The sequence below is a fragment of the Sorangium sp. So ce836 genome, assembly GCF_028553905.1.
In the GTDB taxonomy this organism is placed as follows: domain Bacteria; phylum Myxococcota_A; class Polyangia; order Polyangiales; family Polyangiaceae; genus Sorangium; species Sorangium cellulosum_D.
On the sequence record NZ_CP102233.1, the window covers coordinates 5,278,844 to 5,298,101 of the forward strand.

The 19,258-nt window shown below is 71.5% G+C and carries 12 protein-coding genes; 6 read left to right on the forward strand and 6 right to left on the reverse strand.

All coding sequences use genetic code 11. The features are described 5' to 3' along the window. Positions 1-23: 23 nt before the first annotated feature. The 5 genes from NQZ70_RS19230 (at position 24) to NQZ70_RS19250 (ending at position 6,293) form a co-directional block, all read left to right on the forward strand. Positions 24-953, forward strand: coding sequence for a Uma2 family endonuclease (locus NQZ70_RS19230; protein WP_237245432.1), 930 nt, complete (start codon positions 24-26; stop codon positions 951-953). Between the two features lie 344 nt (positions 954-1,297). Then, entirely contained in the window at positions 1,298-1,945 is a 648-nt protein-coding gene (locus NQZ70_RS19235; RefSeq protein WP_129575513.1) for a glutathione S-transferase family protein, read from the forward strand. 286 nt (positions 1,946-2,231) lie between these two features. Further along, positions 2,232-3,365, forward strand: coding sequence for a UTP--glucose-1-phosphate uridylyltransferase (locus tag NQZ70_RS19240; RefSeq protein ID WP_129575514.1), 1,134 nt, complete (start codon positions 2,232-2,234; stop codon positions 3,363-3,365). A gap of 238 nt (positions 3,366-3,603) precedes the next feature. Further along, complete coding sequence (locus NQZ70_RS19245) at positions 3,604-4,752, forward strand: ferritin-like domain-containing protein (protein ID WP_257792780.1); 1,149 nt, start codon at positions 3,604-3,606, stop codon at positions 4,750-4,752. An 857-nt stretch (positions 4,753-5,609) separates the two neighbouring features. Next, positions 5,610-6,293: a hypothetical protein gene (locus NQZ70_RS19250; RefSeq protein WP_129575516.1), complete on the forward strand. Its 684-nt coding sequence runs from the start codon at positions 5,610-5,612 to the stop codon at positions 6,291-6,293. A gap of 383 nt (positions 6,294-6,676) precedes the next feature. Here the strand turns inward: NQZ70_RS19250 and NQZ70_RS19255 are convergent, their stop codons facing one another. The 4 genes from NQZ70_RS19255 to NQZ70_RS19270 all read right to left on the reverse strand — a co-directional run bounded on the left by NQZ70_RS19255 (position 6,677) and on the right by NQZ70_RS19270 (position 13,709). Next, on the reverse strand, positions 6,677-10,075 hold the full coding sequence (locus NQZ70_RS19255) for an alpha/beta fold hydrolase (protein ID WP_129575517.1): 3,399 nt from the start codon (positions 10,073-10,075) through the stop codon (positions 6,677-6,679). A 25-nt stretch (positions 10,076-10,100) separates the two neighbouring features. Continuing rightward, entirely contained in the window at positions 10,101-12,188 is a 2,088-nt protein-coding gene (locus NQZ70_RS19260) for an alkaline phosphatase family protein (RefSeq protein ID WP_237245660.1), read from the reverse strand. Between the two features lie 449 nt (positions 12,189-12,637). Next, positions 12,638-13,270 (reverse strand): PadR family transcriptional regulator, encoded by a 633-nt coding sequence (locus NQZ70_RS19265; protein WP_129575519.1) that lies wholly within the window; start codon positions 13,268-13,270, stop codon positions 12,638-12,640. Positions 13,271-13,583: 313 nt separating this feature from the next. Beyond that, on the reverse strand, positions 13,584-13,709 hold the full coding sequence (locus tag NQZ70_RS19270; protein ID WP_257792781.1) for a hypothetical protein: 126 nt from the start codon (positions 13,707-13,709) through the stop codon (positions 13,584-13,586). 561 nt (positions 13,710-14,270) lie between these two features. Between NQZ70_RS19270 and NQZ70_RS19275 the strand changes: the two genes are divergently transcribed. Then, positions 14,271-17,072 (forward strand): hypothetical protein, encoded by a 2,802-nt coding sequence (locus NQZ70_RS19275; protein WP_129575520.1) that lies wholly within the window; start codon positions 14,271-14,273, stop codon positions 17,070-17,072. A gap of 131 nt (positions 17,073-17,203) precedes the next feature. On the opposite strand, the gene NQZ70_RS19280 is transcribed toward NQZ70_RS19275, so the two are convergent. Continuing rightward, the gene (locus NQZ70_RS19280) at positions 17,204-17,632 is read right to left on the reverse strand and encodes a VOC family protein (protein WP_129575521.1); all 429 of its coding nucleotides are present in this window, start codon (positions 17,630-17,632) and stop codon (positions 17,204-17,206) included. 219 nt (positions 17,633-17,851) lie between these two features. Continuing rightward, a complete protein-coding gene (locus tag NQZ70_RS19285) occupies positions 17,852-19,237 on the reverse strand; it encodes an aldehyde dehydrogenase family protein (RefSeq protein WP_129575522.1) in 1,386 nt (461 codons plus the stop codon). Positions 19,238-19,258 lie beyond the last annotated feature (21 nt).

A 19,258-nucleotide genomic window follows, 5' to 3' on the forward strand; every position in this document is an offset into this window, starting at 1 on the left:
CCCGGGGTGGTATGCTGGTCGGCATGTCGGCCCCCATCCGCAAGCCGGGCGACCCCACCGCGGCGCCGATCCCGTCCGAGGCCCCCCGAGCTCCCACCGAGGCGCAGTGGGCGGCGATGTCGCCCGCGCAGCGGGAGCAGGCCGTTCGAGCGCTCCTCGCCTCGGAGTCGCAGGAAGAGCTCGACGAGCGCGAGGCCATGGCCGAAGGGGACCCGCACCTCGACGCCAAGATGGAGGCGCGCGACACGCTCCGCGCGTGGTTCGGCCGGCGCGGGCGGCGCATCTACATCGGCGCCGAGATCAAGGTCTACTACCCGGGCGAGAAGGGCTTCACGCCCGACGTGATCGCGGTGACCGACGTCGATCCCGGCCCGCGCCTCTGCTGGATGGTCAGCGCCGAAGGCAAGGGGATCGACCTGGCGATCGAGGTGCACTACGCGGGCGACTGGCGCAAGGACTTCGTCGACAACGTCGCGAGGTATGCGGCTCTCGGGATTCGCGAGTACTTCGTCTACGACATCCAGCGCGGGCACCTCCGAGGCTACAGGCTGCCGTCCACGGGCGTGCGGCGCTACGAGAGCATCGCCTCGCGCGTCGGGCGGTACCGATCGGAGGTCCTCGAGCTGGATCTCACGGTGGAGTCAGGTCGGCTGCGGTTCTATGCGGACACGGCCGAGCTGGTCACCGCCGGCGAGCTGGTGGGCAAGCTGGAGAGGATGATCGAGGCCGCCGAGGCCCGGATCGAGCGAGAGCAGGCGCGGGCAGAGCAGGCGTTGGAGCGGCTGTCGGCGGCGATCCTGATGATCCTCGGCGCGCGCGGCATCCCCGCGAGCGAGGAGGCGAGAGGCCGGATCCTGAGCGAGACGGACCTGAGCGTGTTGGAGCGATGGCTCCAGCGGGCGGCGACCGCGACGGCGGTGGAAGAGCTGTTCCTGGAGCCCGCGGGCCGCTGACCGCGAGAGGCGTGCGCGGCGCGACACCGTGATTCACGTCGACGGGCCGCACCGCGAGGGCGCCGTGGATCCCGCGTCGCGGGCGAGCCTCGCGCGCTGCCGGGCGCCTCGGGCCGGAGGAGACATGGGGCGCGGCGCCGCGCGTGGACGGCGGCGGATCGAGGGGTGGACGAGCGCGACCGGGCGCTGGTAGCCTCGCCGGCGCTCGGATCGCACCGCTCGGCCAGAGCCGGATCGGCCGGAGCGGCCGAGACGACCTCGCGCGGATCGGTCCCCATCCCCTCTGGCCTGGAATCGGCGGATCGGCAGCTCACCGGTCAGCCCCCTGAGAGAAGAAAATCTAGATGCCCAAGATCACGGTATGCGCATTCGGCTGGGTTCCGCCCTTTGCACGAGGGCTGGTGCGCGATCTCCGCGTGCGCTGGGCGCTGGCCGAGGCGGGCCTCACCTACGAGGAGCGGCTGATCGGGAACGAGGAGCAGGCGTCCGCGGACTACCGCCGCCTTCAGCCGTTCGGGCAGGTGCCCGCCTACGAGGAGGACGGGCTCGTGATGTTCGAGTCCGGCGCCATCGTGCTGCATATCGCCGAGCGCTCCGAGGCGCTGATGCCGTCCGATCCCGTCGGTCGTGCGCGCACCAAATCGTGGATGTTCGCGGCGCTGAACACGGTCGAGCCGCACGTCCAGAACCTCGCCGAGATCGACCTGTTCCATCCCAACGAGGAATGGGCGCAGCTGCGCCGGCCGTCGGCGGTCAAGGCCGTCAAGGCGCGGCTGACGAAGCTGTCCGACTGGCTGGGCGAGCGGGACTACCTCGAGGATCGCTTCACCGCGGGAGACTTGCTCATGACCACGGTGCTGCGCATCCTGCGCCATACGGAGCTCGTCGCGGAGATCCCGGCCCTCGAGGCGTACCGCCTGCGGTGCGAGGCGCGGCCGGCCTTCCAGAAGGCGCTCGCCGAGCACATGGCGCCCTTCGCGAAGAACGCGTAGCGGCGCGCGCCAGCGGGCGAGCGCGGACACGGCTGACGGGTCTTCGTATTCCCTGGGGGCGCTCGCGCCTCGTCGGCGAAGCCTGAAATCGGCATCTCCGGACGCCCATCAGGGAACAGCGTACGATGCATTCAGCGCGGCCCGGAGCCAGGCGGCGCACGCCGGGAGCGGCATCGCCGGCAAACTCGCTCGGCGCTGGCTGGGCTCTGGCTGAGCGCTGGCTGCGCGCGCGAACCGCTGCACTCTGCCGTTGCCTCGCGCAGCGCATCGTGCTTTTGAAGATAGCGTGTCTTCGCTCGCCCAGCAGATCGCCGCGCTCCCCGCCCCGCTGCTCGCCCGCCTCCGGGCTCGAGGGTTCGACCCCGACCGTGTGGCCCGGTGGGCCGCGTCCATCGGCAAGGACCGGGACGCCCGCAACCGGCTCCCTGGCACGGTCGAGCCGCCGGCGCCCGGCGACGTCATGGAGCTGCCGGCCGAGGGCACGCCCGAGCACGCCCGCTGCCGCGAGGCGGGCCTTGCCGCGCTCCGGCGCGGCGAGGTCGCGCTCTGCGTCCTCGCGGGCGGGATGGCCACCCGGATGGGCGGCGTGGTCAAGGCGCTCGTGGAGGTGCTGCCCGGTCGGACCTTCCTCGATCTGCGCCTCGCCGAGAGCGATCACCTCCGGCGCGAGACGGGCGTCCCGGTGCCGCTGTGGCTGATGACCAGCGAGGCGACGGACGGCCCGATCCGCGAGGCGCTCGGCGCGCGACTCGACGAGCAGGGCGACCTCTGCACCACGTTCGAGCAGCACGTCTCCCTGCGCCTCACCCCGGAAGGTGAGCTGTTCCTCGACGAGAACGGCGAGCCGAGCGTCTATGCGACCGGCCACGGCGACCTGCCGGATGCGCTCCGGGAGAGCGGCATCCTCGGCCGCTTCCTCGCGCGCGGCGGAAAGACCGTCTGGATCGCCAACCTCGACAACCTCGGCGCGACGGTGGATCCGGTCATCCTCGGCTGGCACCTCGGCCACGGCGGGCCGCTCACGGTCGAGGTGGTCGACAAGGGCGGCGACAAGGGCGGCGGCCCGTTGCGGTGGAACGGCCGCCCGGTGATCGCGGAGGACTTCCGGCTGCCGGTCGGCTTCGATCCGAAGGTGGTGCCGGTCTTCAACACCAACACCTTCCTTGCGAGCGCCGAGGCGCTCAGCGCGCTCGCGATGGACTGGGTCTATGTGGAGGTCGAGAAGAAGGTGGGAGATCGCAAGGCGATCCAGTTCGAGCGCATCTTGAACGAGATCACCTTCGGTCTCCCGGCCAGGTTCCTGCGAGTGCCTCGAGAGGGGCTCGCGGCCCGGTTCCTTCCCGTCAAGGATGTCGACGAGCTGGAGCGGCGGCGGCCGGCGATCGAGGCGATCGCGCGAGCGCGGGGGTTTCTGGTCTGAATCGAGGCGCAGCTGTGCCGGCGGGGTGTGCCACGCTGTGCCGTGTATGTCGGCGGAGGAGCCCTGAATCCCGCGAATCTTGATGGTATGCGGGATGCTTCTCGATGGTCCAATGACCATCACGCCCTCCGCTCCCGCTCATTTCCGAAGCGCGTTCGCTCGCCGTCTGACCCGAGCCATCCTCGCCACCGCGACGCTCGGTCTGGCGGTTGATAACGTCGCCTGCGCCAGCGTCGTCATGGAAGAGCCGGCGCCGGGCGATGGCGGCGGCGGCGCGAGCGAGGATGGCGCGGGGGCGCGTGGTGGGATGGGCGGGGAGGGCGGCGGGGGCGCCGATCCCGTCACGACGGTGCAGGTCGGCGGCGTCTCGTGGAGCGAGGAAGGAACGGTGTGCGTCGAGCCACGGGCCCAGGGGGGCGGAGGGCAGGGCGGCGCGGGAGGGGAGGGCGGGGCGGGGGGCTCCGGCGGAGTGTTTGCGGGCGCCTGCGAGCCGCTCGATCCCGTCGGCGCGAACGTCCCTCTCCCGCCGCCTGGGTGCTGGTACAGCAGCATCGGTGACGGCGTCTTTCGCAATGGCCAGTGCTGCTACGAGTTCACCGCGAGCTGCGGCGGCTCGGGCCGGCCGTTTCTCGTGGGCGAGCGCGCCCGCACCGCGCGCGAGCAGCGGAGAGATGCGGGCGGGTGGGGCGGCGCGCCGCGGCCGGACCTCGCGGGGCTCGGGCAGGAGACCCGCGCCGCGCTGGCCGAGGCGTGGCTCCGCGACGCGTTGCTCGAGCACGCATCGGTCGCCTCGTTCTCGCGGTTCGCGCTGGAGATGATGGCGGTCGGCGCTCCCGCCGAGATGCTCGCGGCCGCGCACGAGGCCGCGCGCGACGAGGTGCGCCACGCGGCGCTCTGCTTCGGGCTGGCGAGCGCGTACGCCGGCGCGGCGCTGGAGCCGGCGCCGTTCGCGTTTGGCGGCGTCGTCGAGGTCACGTCGGACCTGGCGGAGCTCGCGTCGCGCGCCGTGCGTGAAGGCTGCATCGGCGAGACGCTGGCGGCGGTGCAGGCCAGCGAGCAGCTCGCGCATGCGACCGACGCCGCGGTCCGGAGCGTCCTCGCGGCGATCGCGGACGACGAGGCGCGGCACGCCGAGCTCGCGTGGCGCTTCGTGGCCTGGGCGCTGCAGACGGGCGGGGAGGCGGTGCGCCGGGCGGTCGCGGCGGCCTTCGAGGCGGGGCTTGCCGCGCCGTCGCCGGCAGCCGCGGCGACGGACGGCTCCGCCGAGGCGCTCGCAGCGCACGGTCGCCCCGGCGGCGTCGTGGTGGCCGGCTCGTGGAGCCGCGCGATCGCGGAGGTCGTGACGCCTGCGATGCGCGCGCTGCTTTCAGCGCAGGCGGCGGGGTGACCTGACCCGCGGGGGGACCCGACCCGGGTTGGCCCGACTGGCCCGACCCGGGTTGGCCCGACCCGGGTTGAGCTGAGCCAGAGCTGATCCAGCCAGAGTGCAACCGGCCCGACCCGGGTTGAGCTGGTTGGTCCGACCCAGGTTGGCCCGACCGCTCAACCGACCCGACCCGGGTTGAGCAACCGACCCGACCCGGGTTGCGCCCAACCGACCCGACCCAGGTTGAGCGACCGACCGCCGGCCGCCGGCCACCCCCCCACCCGACCCGCCGGCCACCCCCCACCCGACCCGGGTTGAGCGACCGACCGACCGACCGACCGACCCGACCCGGGTTGGGACGCCATCGACCCGGGTTGGGACGCCATTGATTTCAACCCGGGTCAGTCCTGGGTTGCGTCGGTTGCCGCAACCTGGGTCGGTTGCCGCAACCTGGGTCAGGTCGACCCGAACCAGGTTGCGGCGCAGCAGCGCAGCGTCCGACCCGGGTTGGGATCACGCCTCGACCCGGGTCGGGTCTGGGTGGCCTCGGTCGCCTCAACCTGGGTCAGGTCGGGTCGCCTCAACCCGGGTCGGGTCTGGGTGGCCTCGGTCGCCTCAACCTGGGTCAGGTCGGGTCGCCTCAACCTGGGTCAGATCGGCTTCGGATCGGGCCGGATCGAGTCGCCGCACCCCGCGAAATTTCTTGACCCGCCCATCCGCTTCGCCATATGTTTATTGAAAATGAAGATCATTATCAGTTCAAGGAGCGCCCTGGCGGGGTTTGAACACGGCCTGGTTGCCTTCTGGCGGCAGCTCTCGCTCCGCGACGTTGGGTGCCGCGCATTTCGCGGCGTGGCGGGCAGCGGGAGGAGGCGCTCGTGAAGGGCGGTCCGGCAGCGCCGTCGCCGATGGTCGGTGAGCGCGCAGCGGCTCTTCGGGGGTGGCGGAGCGACACCCCGCCGCTCGATACACCGCTCGCGCGCTCGCTCGCCCCCGCGAGGGCCCCGCTCGGGCTCGCCGGCTCGCGCCCGTGGCATTGCTCGCCGCGCGTCCTCCGGCTGATCGTGGCGCTCGCGCTCTCGTGCGAAGCGATCGGCGCCCTGGTGAGCGCCGCGATGGGACGCGAGGACGGCGCCGTCGCGGAGGAGCCGTCCGGCGAAGCGTTGCGCGTCCTCATCGACCGCGCGCTGACGAGCGCTCGCGCGGCGCGCCGGCTCGCCAGCGCGCTCGACGCCGTGCTCGCCGACGAGGTGCGCACCTACCGTGGGCTCTGCGTCGCGGCGCTCGCGGCCCGCTGGGCGAGCGCGCGCGCCGCTGCGCCGGCAAGGGAGGCGGCGGCGCTCCTCTGGGCGAGCGCGCGAACGCCAGGCTCGCCGATGCGCTTCCTCGAAGAGCGCATCGCCGACGACATCGAGCTCCGCGCGCTCCGCGCCATGGCGACGTCGATGAAGGCGGCCGGCGCGCGACGCTGGGCCAGCCCGACGCGCCTGACGCGCCGCTCAGGGGAGCGGCCGGGCGAGCGAGGCCTCCGAGCGGTCGCCCTTGCTGGGAGAGCGCGGTAGCCGCCTCACCGTGGTGGCGCCGTCGGCCAGGCGCTGGGCACGCCGCCGGTCAACCTGGTTGAGGCTGCAGGTCGAACCTGGTTGAGGTCGCAGATCGCCGAGTCGCCAACTTGACGCCCAGCTCGGCCCCGAGCGGATCTCCGCCTTCTTGACCCAGGCCTCCCTGCGCCTCGCGCGAGCGGACGTCATGGCCCCTCGTGGCTCGCGATCGACAAGGACGCCCGGCAGGCGCGCGTGACCAGCCTGCCGGACGAGACGAGCATCCCGTTCCCGATCCAGGTTCAGCTCATCATCGAGTACTACTCACAGCGGCTGTGACGCAGAGGCACGCCTCGCCGCGCCGGCGCGCGGCGAGGCCGCCGCCCCGGCCCGCGGCGCGCGCGTCAGGTGCGGTCGAGGTGCTCGACCATGAACGGGTACACGTCGGTCGACGCGTTCTTCCCGAAGATGCAGTCGATGTGGCCGTACCCGGGGATGACGTTGCGCGAATAGAGGCCCGCGCCGTTCCTCGCCGACAGCACCTCGACCGTCTTCTCGGTGCTCGCCGGCAGGAAACACTGGTTCTCCGCGCCGTGGACGAAGCGGATCGGGATCGCCATCCGATCGAGGTGCGGCAGATACACGTCCTTCCCCTCGGCGTCGACCACGTGACCCTTGCGGGTCATCAGCGCGAGGCCCTCGAAGGCGCGCATCGTCGCCTCTCCGAAGAGCTCGTAGAGCCGCTCGTGCGTGGCGTGGTTGAGCTGCGCGTGCTCGTAGAGCAGCGAGTACATGAACGAGATCCGATGACACACCGCGCTGTTGCAGTGCTCGCCGTCCCCGACGGGATACAGCTCGAGCGCACGATCGTAGAGGCGCGAGAAGAACCCCTCGTGGGAAGAGGCGTTCGTCGTGAGCGACCCGACGCCGAGCGCCTCGAGCACGCTCGGCGCGTGCAGCCCCGCCTTCAGGTGCACCATGGCGGGCGTGACCACGTGCGTGGAGATCTGCGAGATCACCGCGGAGCGGACGCCCTTCAGCCCGGCGAGCATCGCCATCGTGAACGTCGTCGCGCCGTAGCAGTGGGCGACGACCTGCACGCCCGCCGCGCCGGTGGCCTCACGCACCTTCGCCACCGCTGCGGGGTAGTCGTAAAGCGCGATCTGATCGGCCGTGTACTGCGTCTTCGACGCTGGGAGCAGCACGCTCGACCGGAAGTCGAGCAGCCAGACGTCGTAGCCGTGCGCCACGAGGTGCTCGAGCAGGTTCGTCTCGATGGCGTCGGTCGAGAAGATGCGGCTCGAGACGCCGAGCCCGTGCGCGAGCATCACCGGGCCCTTCGAGCCGCCCTGGTACCGCGTCAGGAGGAGGTCGACTCCATCGCCGCTCTTGAACGGGTAGAGGCGCGGGCCGGGCACCCGCAGCGGCCTGCGCTTCTGGGGCGGGGGGTTCGAGTCGGCGAACTCCAGGGGCGCCACCACGCCGCCGTAATAATCGTAGACCACGCCCGCGAAGTAGCGCCCGAACTTCACCGTCGTCGCGAGGCGCTCCTCGGCGTTCTTCGCGTTCGTGACGTCGAGCGTCCCGAGCTGTCGGATGAAATCCTCGGGCTCGATCACCAGGATGCCCTTGCCGATCGCCGGGCCCGTCTCGTCCTGGCCCTCGTGGATGGTGATGTAGAGCGTGGTGGTGTCGTGCCACGCGTCCCAGAACGGGCGGTCGGTGATCACCTTGAACCCGTAGAAATAGAACGAGCGCCCCTCCTCCGACCGCATCCGCATCTTGTATTTCATGAGCCGCGTGTCGGCGGCGTTCGGATCTTGCACGAAGAGGTTGAACGTCCCGTGCGTCACCGTGAGCGGCCGCCCCGAGAGCGCGGGCGCGTCCACCGTGCCCAGCGTGCGCGCCTCGTGCTCGGGGCTCGCGATCATGGCGTCGACGTCCTCCGACACGATCGTGAGGATGAACTTGAAGCTCGAATCCTCCTGCTTGCCCAGGTCGGCGGCCGTCTGGAAATCGCTGTCGACCGCCTTCGAGAAGTAGCCCTTCATCGTCTCGGTGAAGCGGATCCCCGGCTTGCGCGTCTGGGGCTCGGGCGGGATCGGGCCCTTGTCCGAGTAATCGATGTGGAGCCCACGGTCTCGGGCGAGGTGGATGGCGCAGCGCTCCGCCAGCGCCGAGATCGTGAGCAGCGGGTTGACGCCGAGCGAGACGGGGATGATCGACCCGTCGCACACGTAGAGCCCCTCGTGGACCGCGGCGCCCGCGCTCGACGCGAAGACCGTGCCCTTGTGGTTCACGACGCCCGACTCGGCCGAGTCGGCCATCATGCAGCCGCCGAGCGGGTGCACGGTGATCAGCTTGTCTCCGACCTTCGGGGACCAGATCGGGTCCTTGACCGAGATCCCCTCGAGCGGCGTCGTCGTCTGGAAGAGGCGCGCGTTCATCTTCTCGAAGATCGGCTCGGTGCCCACCTGCGGCCAGTCGATCCGCAGCTGATCGCCCTCCAGCTTCATCGTGCCGCAGTTCGCCTCGTGCCCCATCACGAGATACGTTTGCGTGTGCATCGTGGCGCCGTGATACGCGCCGAGGAGGAGCGACTCGGCCTCGCGCACCCCCTGGGCGACCGCGTTCTGCGGCGCCGTGTTCGAGCCGCCGGTGCAGGAGGCCGCCTGGAACATGAGCGGCAAGAGCGGCGCCAGCGCGCCGGGGATCGCGCCCTCCTCGATGATGATGTCGTCCTTCATGTCGGCCTGGTTGCGCATGTCGATCACGCCCGTGATGCACGGCCCGACCGGCGACGCCGCGGAGACCGCCCGGTGTCCGAAGCCGATCCCTTCGAGCTTCGGCGTGCAGTTGTAGCCGAACCCGAGCATGTCCCCGTTGCCGCTGAACCCCCGGCCGAGCTGGTCGGACAGCGGTAATCCGACCTCCTTCGAGCGGAGCAGGATCTCGGTCGAGCCCAGCGTCCCGGCGGACAGGACGACGATGTCGGCGGTGACCACCAAGGTCGGCGCGTCGAACGCCTCGCGGCCGGTGTCGAGCACCTGGTAATGAACGTTCCATTTCCCGTCGCTCCGCCGCTCGACGTGGCGCACGCTCACCTCGACGAAGATGTGGGCGCCGTGCCGCTTGGCGTCGGGCAGGTAGTTCATCAACACGGTGTTCTTCGAGCCGTAATTGCAGCCGGAACAGCAGTCGCCGCAGTTGTTGCAGGCCTTCTGCGCGACGCCGGCGGCGTTGATGCCGTCCTTGAAGGTCACGTTGATGTTGGTGCGCCGGAACGGCTGCCCCATCACGTCCGCCGAGCGCTGCAGCGCCGTCAGCTTGGGCAGCGGCGGGTAGGTCTCGGGGTAGGGGGTCGGCGAGAGCATCCGCTCGGCGAGCCTGTATCCGGTGTTGAGGTGCTCCATCTTCTCGCTCCGGAGCTCGGCCGGCCAGCGCGGGTCGTCGAAGACGCGCGGCTCGGCGCGGATCGAGACGTTCGCGTTGATGAGGGAGGTGCCGCCGAGGCCGCAGCCGACGAGCACGCCGATGTCCTTGTTGACATGCAGATCGAACAGCCCCGTGCGCGAGCCCTCGTGACCCACCTCCGGCAGGTTCATCTGCATCTCGGCGAGGGCCTCGAGGGGGGTGTTCGGATACTCGCCCGGCTGCCGCTCCCGCCCGCGCTCGAGCACGCAGACCTTCATGCCGGCGCGCGCCAGCCGCGACGCCATGATCGCGCCGCCGTAGCCCGAACCCACGACGACGACGTCGTATTCACCGTCGATCTCTTCGATGTCGGACGAAAGACGATTCATGCTCTGCTCCATGGGTGTTTCGGGTTCACTGACGATTCGCTGCCGCGCTGCCGCGCTGCGCGTCGGGCGGGGAGGTGATCGGCTCGATGATCCAATGATAAGCGCTCCTATGGGTCTTCACGCCGTTCCCGTCCGGGGCCAGGTACGCCCCGGATCGCTTGCTCCTGAAGGCCACCGCGTCCCCGAACTGGACGGGTCGGCCCTTCTCCACGGCCTCGAGGACCCAGGTCTGCTTCTCGTACCTGTCCTCGTCCACGGCCGGATCGTAATCGTTGAAATAGTAACAGTCCCCGGTGAGGCTCCACGCGCCCAGCGTGTTGTAGGCGCCGATCTCCACCTCGGTCGAGACGAGCGCGACCTCGTCGCCGTCGCGCACCTTGCCCGCGCTGGCCTCTCTCGCGCTCTTCTCCAGGAAGAGCTGGACGGCCTCGCCGCCGAGGGTCGGAAAGTACTCCGCGACCTTCGGGTCCGAGAGCGAGAGCAAGCCCAGGATCGTCGATTTTCGGGCGGCGGCCGAGACGCGCTCGCCGGCGTGGCTCCGTAGGGTGAACCGATCCAGGTACTTGAGCGGCTGCCCCGGCTCGCGCTTCACCTGGAGGAACCGGACGTCGCGCTCGTCGCGGCGGGGCTCCTCCAGCGTGAGGACCTCCTCGAAGGTGGGCGCGCCCATCGCGCGCTGCTGGAACGCGGGCAGGCGCCGCTCCTCCCCGTACCACTTGAGGATCGTGGCGATGAGCGAGGTGTGATCGTAGGGCTGATCGCGGGTCGAGCGGAACACGGTGCCTCGCCGGATGCGCGGCGACACCAGGATCGCGGGCACCCGGACGCCATGACGAGCGAAGTCGAAGCCGTGCTGGGTCGCGGGCGCGGAGCCGCCGCTCCCCCACGGGGGCACCGCGGCGGGCGGCGGCACGTGGTCGAAGGTGCCCACGCCCTCGTCGAACGTCACGATGAGCAGCGTCTTCTCCCATGCCGCCCTGTTCGCGATGAGGCTCATGTAGACGCTCTGCAGGAACGTCTCCCCCGCGCTCAGGTTCCCCGGCGGGTGGTAGTCGTTGCCCATCGCGGTGGCGAGGCTCTGCTCCCACGTCAGATCCGTGGACGCCTGCGAGACGGTCCAGAACGGCTCGATCACGCTGAACCGCGGGAGCGCCCCGGCGCGCGCCTGCTCGTGGAACCGCTCCACGCGCGCGAAGCGGCGCTCCACGCCCGGGATCGCGCGCAGGCCGGGGAACAGCCGGTACGTGTAGCAGGACGGGAGATCGCCGGACGAGAGCTCGACCAGGTACTTCTGGTGATCGGCGTCGAGGTCCTCCGCAAACTGGACGATGTGCTCGATGAGCGGCTGGAGGCGGGTCTTCCCGCCGGTGAGGGCGATCGAGATCTTCTCGGGGAGGGTGCTCGTCTGCCAGAAGATCGCCCAGTCGTCGTGGCCGGCCTCGTGGAGGGCGTTCCAGAGGGTGGTCGTCTCGAACTGGTCGTCGCCGAGGCGATAACCGACCTTCTCCTCGACCAGCTTGGCCCTCGGGTCCTTCTCGAGCCAGCCGTTGTCCGTCAGCCCGAGGGAGGTACCGCAGAAGGCGAAGGCCCGGTTGGGGTTCGTCTGCGACGGGACCGACGAGAACCACATATCGCAGACGGCGTAGTGCTCTGCGAGCCCGTTGATGACCGGGAGCTGGTCGGGGGTGTAGCTCTCCATGACCTCTCCGGCGAGGTCCCGGAGCGCGTCCGGAGCGCGGTCGGCGATGCCCGACTTCTTGAGGGCCGTCATGTAATCCTGAACGAATCCCTTCATGGTGGGGGTGTCGCCGGGCCTGACGTCCTCCTGTCCGAAGAGCTGGACGTTCACGCTCGCGAACTCCTCGTTCGGCGCGACGCAGGGCACGTTCATGGCCGATGCCCCCTTCACGGGCGCGCAGCTGAGCCCCTCCGCGACATTGGTGAACGCCGCCGGATCGAGGCCCGCCAGGCCCTCGAACCGGCGCTCTCCCGGCGCGGGCTCCGGGATGTTCAGCGCCGGGCCCGCGCTCGGGTCTGCGTACAGCCAGCCGAGGACGCTGTCGAAGGAGCGATTTTCGAGGATGACGAGCACGACGTGCTCGATGGATTTCATGCTCACGTTCCGCCTCCGCACGATGCTCGCGCTGGATCCGTCGCCTCGATGGACCACCGCGCAGTCCCCCGCGGCGCCCCGCCGCGCGAGCTCCCCAGCGCACTCTCCTCAGACGCCACTCGCCCGACGAGCGGTCCGCAGATCAGCTCTGCGTCGACCCCCTGCGCCCCCCGAGCGCAACAAGCAGATTAGGTCAATCGCATCTCGATCACAAGATCGTTTGGAGGGCGAGCCAACATTGCGCGGCCTACACGACCGCTCCGCGTGTCCGATGTGAACGGACGTGGCCTCAGGCCCGCTCGGATGTGTGATGTGAAGGATTGAATGCGTGTGTGGTCGGCGGATGACCGATGTCACGACATCGGATCAGCGCCCGTGCCGCGAGGTCGCCGCGCGGGGCGCGCGATGCGGGCTGCGGCCCTCGGCGCGCCGGCGCGGATGCGCGCGGATCACGGGCGCCGGCCGGGGCGCTTCTCCGGATCCTCGCCGAGCAGCTCCTCGATCTCGGCCGCCGCCTTGTCGAGCACCTTCACGGTGCGCGCGAGCACGGCGGGCGTGAGGCGCCCGCGGCGCATCGCGTGGCGGAGCATTCTCATGAGCGCGCCGACGCGCTTCATGACGTCGCCGAAGTCCTCGGCGAAGCGCTCCCACGAGCTCTCGGCGAAGCGCTCGTAGAACTCGTCGACGTACTCGCGGTTCGCCTGGAGGTCCTCGCGCCCGGCGTCGGTGATCTCGTAGATCTTGCGGCCGTCAGCCTCGATGACGCGCGCATGGCCGAGCTCCTCGAGCATCTGCAGCGTCGGATAGATGACGCCGGGGCTCGGCCGGTAGGTGTCGCCGCTGCGCTGCTCGATCGCCTGGATGACCTCGTAGCCGTGGCGGGCCCGCTCGGCGAGCGCGTCGAGGACGAGGTAGCGCACGCCGCCGCGATCGGCGCGGAGCGGCGGCCCTCCGAACCAGTCGCCCCACCAGCCGGGCGGCCCGCCGCCGAAGCCGCCCCGGCCCCTCCCGAACGGACCCCGCGGCCCGCGCGGGCCTGCGTGATGGTGGTGGTCATGATGATGTTCACATCCCCAGAACATAGACGCGATCCCTCTCTTGCTCGGCGGCGGACCGCCACGGCGGCGAGCACTCAGCTGCCGCGCGCGCGTGGGCGGACGACCCCGGCGCCAGGCCCGGGCCTCCCTGCGGCGCCGGACCGATATTCTAAAAGATATATCTAGAAGATAGATCTCGACCTGCCCCTGTCAAGGGACCGGCGGCTGGGCCGCGTTCCGCGTGGAGGCCGGCGATGGCGAGGAGGCGGCGGCGGCGATGCGCCATGGCGCCGACACGAACGGGCTTGGCGCCCAGGCCGGGACGCGGGGCGCGGGGCGCGGGCGTGGTGCCGGTGAGCTACGCCTTCACGCTGTTCGAGGGGCCGGACTGGGGACCGCAGCTCGCGGGGATCGCGCCGTGGCCTTCGATCGCCAGGTGAGCGGCGAGCGCGTCCACGACACCGACGTCGACGGCATGGCGCATTACGGCCTGCTCGTGGAATGGGTGGAAGAGGTCCGCATGAGGGGGCGAAGCGGCGATGACAGGGCTCTACAACTCCGCCGAATCGTATCTACAGGCCTCTCCTGTTGGTGCACACGACCTGCTGATTGCGGCGACTGCGCTCGCCGTAGGGTATGACGTGGTAACCCGAGATGACCGCAGCTTTCCGAGAATTCCGGGATTGAGGTTGCTTCGCTGGTGACCGCGCGGCGGCCGCCGCTGAAGCCGGCGCACATCGCTCTGCGAGGTCGGCGCTGCCTGCGCCGATCGCACCCGCCGATCGAGAGGTTGCGATTGAAGAAGACCGAGGCGCGCCGGGCTCCCTGAGCACGTCCGCGAAGGACCTCTCCCGCACCGCACGCGCAACGTCCACGGCGCTCGTCCTCCTCACCCCATCTGCGCCCCTCTCGACCCCTCGCGCGGGTGCGCCCCTGGGTGACGCGCCCGCGAGCACGCGCCTTGCCGGGCGAGGGCAAAGCGCCCCGGGCGCGCCCGTTGCGCCGCGCGGCGCCGGACGGCGCTGCCCACGGTGCGGGGAACATCATGTCCAGCCTGAGCACGGAGAGCACACCCCGCGAGCGCCTCGATCGCGCGATCAGCGTCCTCGGCCGCGTCCGGATGTACTGGCGCGGGATGGCCGCGCTGATCGCCGTCGGGCTCTCCATCTCCCTCGCCCTGGCGCTCGCCACGAAGCGGGTGTGGCGGAGCGAGGCCACCATCCTCTACCGCGAGACCATCCAGACCGGCCGCGACCCGCAGAGCAGCACGGCGCGGGCGGCGCGCCTCGGGCCCAAGCTCAAGGACACGCTGATCGCGCGCGGGACGCTCGCCGGCGTCATCGAGGCGTTCGGGCTGTACCCGGAGAAGACCGCCCGCTCGATGGTCGAGGCGGTCGAGGAGATGAAGAGCCACGTCGGCTTCCGCGCGCAGAGCAGCGATACGTACGTCATCTCGTTCACCCACGACGACCCGCTCGTCGCGCAGCAGGTCGCCGCCCGCCTCACGCAGATCCTGATCGACGATTACCGCCGCGACAGCCTCGGCGCCGCGACGATGACCCGCGATTTTTTGCGGCGGGAGCTCGCCGAGGCCAGCGCCAAGGTCGACGAGGCGAGCCGCGCGCTGGCGACGTTCCTCGCCAAGAACCCGCAGTTCCAGTGGGGTCTCAACGACTCGCCGTACGCGCCGGCGCCCCAGCCGCTCGGCTCGCCCGGCGCCCCCGCGCCCGCGGCGGCCCGCTCCTCGCCGCCGCCCCGCCCCATGGACCCGCAGCTCGCCGCGCTCGAGCGGCAGCTCGCCCGGGTGGAGGCGCTGCTCGGGGTCGCGCGCTCGCCCGCGGCGGCGCCGGGGCAGCCGTTGCCCCCGAGCGTGGTCGACGCGCAGCGGGCCCGCGACGCGGCCGCCGCGGCGCTCGTGTCGGCCGAGACGGCGCTCGCCGAGAAGCTGTCGACCGTGACCTCGATCCACCCGGACGCCATCGCCGCGAAGCGCCGCGTCGAGGCGGCCAGGAGCCAGCTCGCGGCCGCCGAGAGCGCGCTCGGGCTCGTGCGCGCGGGCCTCACCGAGGTCCCGCGCGGCGAGGCGGGCGAGCTCACGCCGTCGCGGCGCGCCGCGCTCTCGGCGGAGCGGAGCGCGCTGCTCCGGCAGATCGCGGGCCTGCGCGCGCGCGCCGGCGGCGGCAGGGCGGCGGCTGCGGGCGAGGCGCGGCGCGCGCCGGCGGGGCCCGGCGCGGACCCGGAGGAGCGGGTGATCGAGCTCGAGACCGAGTGGCACCGGCTCCGCCTCGATCTCGAGCGGGCGCGTGAGTACCTGAAGGCCGTGCAGGCCAACGAGCGCGCCGCGGACCTCTCCGCGGACGCCGCGGAGAACAAGAGCGAGACCGAGCTCGACGTCCTCGATCCGGCCTACCTGCCGAGCCGGCCGGATCGCGGTCGGGGCCGCGTGTTCTTCGCGGGCGCCGCGGTGACGTTCTTCTTCGCGCTGGGCGTCGCCGGGGCCCGGGTGCTGCTCAACGACACGCTGTACGACGGCGGCGACATCCACGCGCTCGGCGGTCCCGCCCTGCTGGCCGCCATGCCGGAGCTCCCGCCGCAGCCGCCGCTCCGCGAGCGCGCGATCGTGCCGGCGTACGGCGCGGCGCCCGCCGCCGCGCCCGAGGACGGCGGTGAGCGGCCCAACGAACGTGCGGGGCCAGCGCCGGGTCAACCCGGGTTCGCTGAGCCGGGTCAACCCGGGTTCGCTGAGCCGGGTCAACCCGGGTTCGCCGAGCAGCCGGGGCAACCCGGGTTCGCCGAGCAGCCGGGTCAACCCGGGTTCGCCGAGCCGGTTGCCGAGGCGGGGCAACCCGGGTTCGCCGAGCCGGGGCAACCCGGGTTCGCCGAGCAGCCGGGTCAACCCGGGTTCGCCGAGGGCGAGGAGGACACGCTCCCGGACGGTCTGGAGCTCGATGGCGACGCCGGCCCGGGCTCGTCCTGGAGCGCGCCGGAGCCGGCCTGGAGCGCGGCCGAGGAGGCCTGGAGCGCTCCCGAGCCGGCCTCTGGCGCGCCCGGCGGATCGCTCGCCTGCGTGGGCACGCGCCACCTCGCGTACGCCGGCGGCGCCGGGTTCCGCGAGCCCGAGGTGGAGATCCTCGGCGCCGACGTCGACCCCGAGGGGTGCGGGGTGTTCGAGCTGCTCCGGGGCGCGCCTGCGTCGGCGCTCGCGGCCCTCCGGGTGCTCCGGCACCGGCTCGATCAGCGGCGGGGCGGCGAGCCGCTCACGGTCGCGGTGGTGAGCCCCGGCCGGGCCGAGGGCAAGACCGCGGTCGCGGCGCGCCTCGCGATGACGCTCGCCGAGGCCGAGCGCGCGCGGGTCCTCCTCGTCGAGGGCCACCTCGCGCGCCCCCGCGTCGCGGCGACCCTCGGCCTCCGGCTGCCCGCGCACGCGAGCTTCTCGGAGCAGCTCCGCCGGCGCATGGTCGGCGAGGCCCGCCCACTCGGCGTGATCGCCCTCAGCCCCTCGCTCTCGGTGCTCGCGGAGCCGTCGCTCGAGGCGAGCTACCCCGCGGCGCTCCACTCGATCCACTTCGAGGCCGCCATGCGCGCGCTCCGGCGCTACTACGACTACGTGGTGCTCGACGGCCCGCCGGTCCTCGGCTCGGGCGACGCCAACGTCATCGAGGATGCCTGCGACGGCGTCCTCGTGGTCGCCCGCGCCTCGGTGACCCGGGCGTCCTCGCTCACGCGGGCCGTCGAGCAGCTCGGCGAGCGCCGCATCCTCGGCGTGATCCTCAACGACGTCGCGGCGAGGCCGGTCGCGAGGAAGCGAATCTGCATCGACGGTGAGCCGGTGCGGCCGTCGTGCTGAGGAGAAACAGAGAGAGAAAGAAACGCAAATGCACAAATGCACAAGGGGGAAGAGGAGAGAGGGCGTGTGAAGAGCGCTGGAGAGGAGGTTTTCAGCGTGCGTCTTCGATAGCCCTGCCGCGCCTTCGCCGGTCAGAACGTGATCTTGATAGCGTCCGCCGACCTGTTCGCCGGCCCGTGATGGACGACCTCGATGTTGTTCCCGTCGGGATCCAGCACGAACGCCGCGTAATAGCCGGGATGGTACGGGCGCTCGCCGGGGGCGCCGTTGTCCTTGCCGCCCGCGGCGATCGCGGCGGCGTGGAAGCGCTCGACCGTCGCGCGGTCGCTCGCCTGGAACGCGAGGTGCGTCCGACCGGTGAGCGCGCCCGCGGCGGCCCTTGAGCTCGCGTTCGAGACGAAGAGCTCGTCGGCCCAGAAGTAATCGTCGGCCTCGCCGCCGATGGGGACCCCGATCGCGTCGAAGACCGCCCGGTAGAACCTCTTGCTCGCCGCGATGTCCGCCACGACGAGCTGGATGTGATCGATGAGACGCCCGCGATAGATCTGCTGTGTTTCCATGTCTCAGCACTCCCCATGAGCCGTGGTGCAGGAGAGGCCTGAACGGCACGGCCTCCCTTGCGCCTTCGTTGAACCTGGCGCACGGCGCGCACGCCCTGCGGCGCGCCGGCGCCGCCCGCTCGGCCGTCAGCCGAGCTTGAAGTTGCCCGCTCGGCCGTCAGCCGAGCTTGAAGTTGCCCGCTCGGCCGTCAGCCGAGCTTGAAGTTGCCCGCTCGGCCGTCAGCCGAGCTTGAAGTTGATCGACTTCGGCCGCGTCAGGTGCAGGAACCCGAGCGTCGAGAGCGTCGCGCCCTTGCCGCTGTTCTTCGCCGCCGTCCACGGGAGCGCCGGATCCAGCGTGTCGCACTGGTTCATGTAGACCGTGCCGACCTCGAGGTCGCGCGCGAGCCGCGCCGCGCGCTCTCGGTCCCGCGTCCAGACCGACGCGGTGAGCCCGAGATCGCTGTCGTTCATCAGCGCCAGCGCCTCCTCGTCCGACGACACCGGCACCACCGGCAGCACCGGCCCGAACGACTCGATGCGCATCACGTCGAGATCCGGCGCCGTGTCGACCAGCAGCGTCGGCTGGAAGAACCGCCCGCGGCCGTCGACCTGCGTCGCCCGGCCGCCGCAGAGCGCCCGCGCGCCCCGCGACAGCGCCTGCTTCACCTGCGCCTCCAGGAACGCCGGCGCGTGCGGCTGCGCCATCGGACCCAGGGTCGTGCGCTCGACCGTCGGATCCCCGAGGACGTACCCCTTCATCAGCTCCAGCGCCGCCTCCACGAACTTCGGATAGAGGTCGCGGTGGACATACGCGCGCTCGACCGCACAGCAGCTCTGCCCGGCGTTGTAGCAGGCGCCGTCGACGATCCCGTCCACCGCCTTCTCGAGGTCGGCGTCGGCTGCGACATAGGACCCGTCCTTACCACCGAGCTCCAGCCCGGCGTCGACGGCCACCTTCTTCGACGTGGCCGCGTAGATCCGCCGTCCGCCTTCGACGGAACCTGTGAACGCCACGAAATTGACGCGCGGATCCGACGCGATGCGCTCGGAGGTCGGGTGGTCGCAGTGGAACGCCTGGACCAGGCCGGGGGGCGCGCCGGCCTCGGCGAAGGCGGTCGCGAAGTGCTCCCCGCAGAGCGGCGAGCGCGGCGAGTGCTTGAGCAGCACGACATTGCCCGAGAGCACCGCGGGGATGACCACGTTCACGGCCGTGAGGAGCGGGTAATTCCAGGCCGGGAGGTTGAACACCACACCGAGCGGCGCCCGCACGATCCGCCGCTCCATCCCCGGGAGCTCCGGGAGGACCACGTCGGCGAGCGCCGCCTCCGCGATCGAGATCATGTGCCGAGCTCGCTTGGCCATCCCCGCGATTTCGTTGCGGGATTGGCGCAGGGGCTTGCCCATCATGCGGGTGATGTCGGCGGCGATCGACGGCGCGCTGGCCTCGAGGCGCTGGACCGCGCGCAGGCAGAGGGCGGCGCGCTCGGCGACGGACGTGCGCGAGAAGCTCCGCGCGGCGGCGGTCGCGGCGTCGAGGAGGCGGTCGACCTCGGTCGGGTCTGCGAGGGGCCGGCGGACGGCTTCTTCGAGGGTATACGGGTTGTCGATCACCAGGTCGGGCATGGCGGGGGAGATTAACCCAGT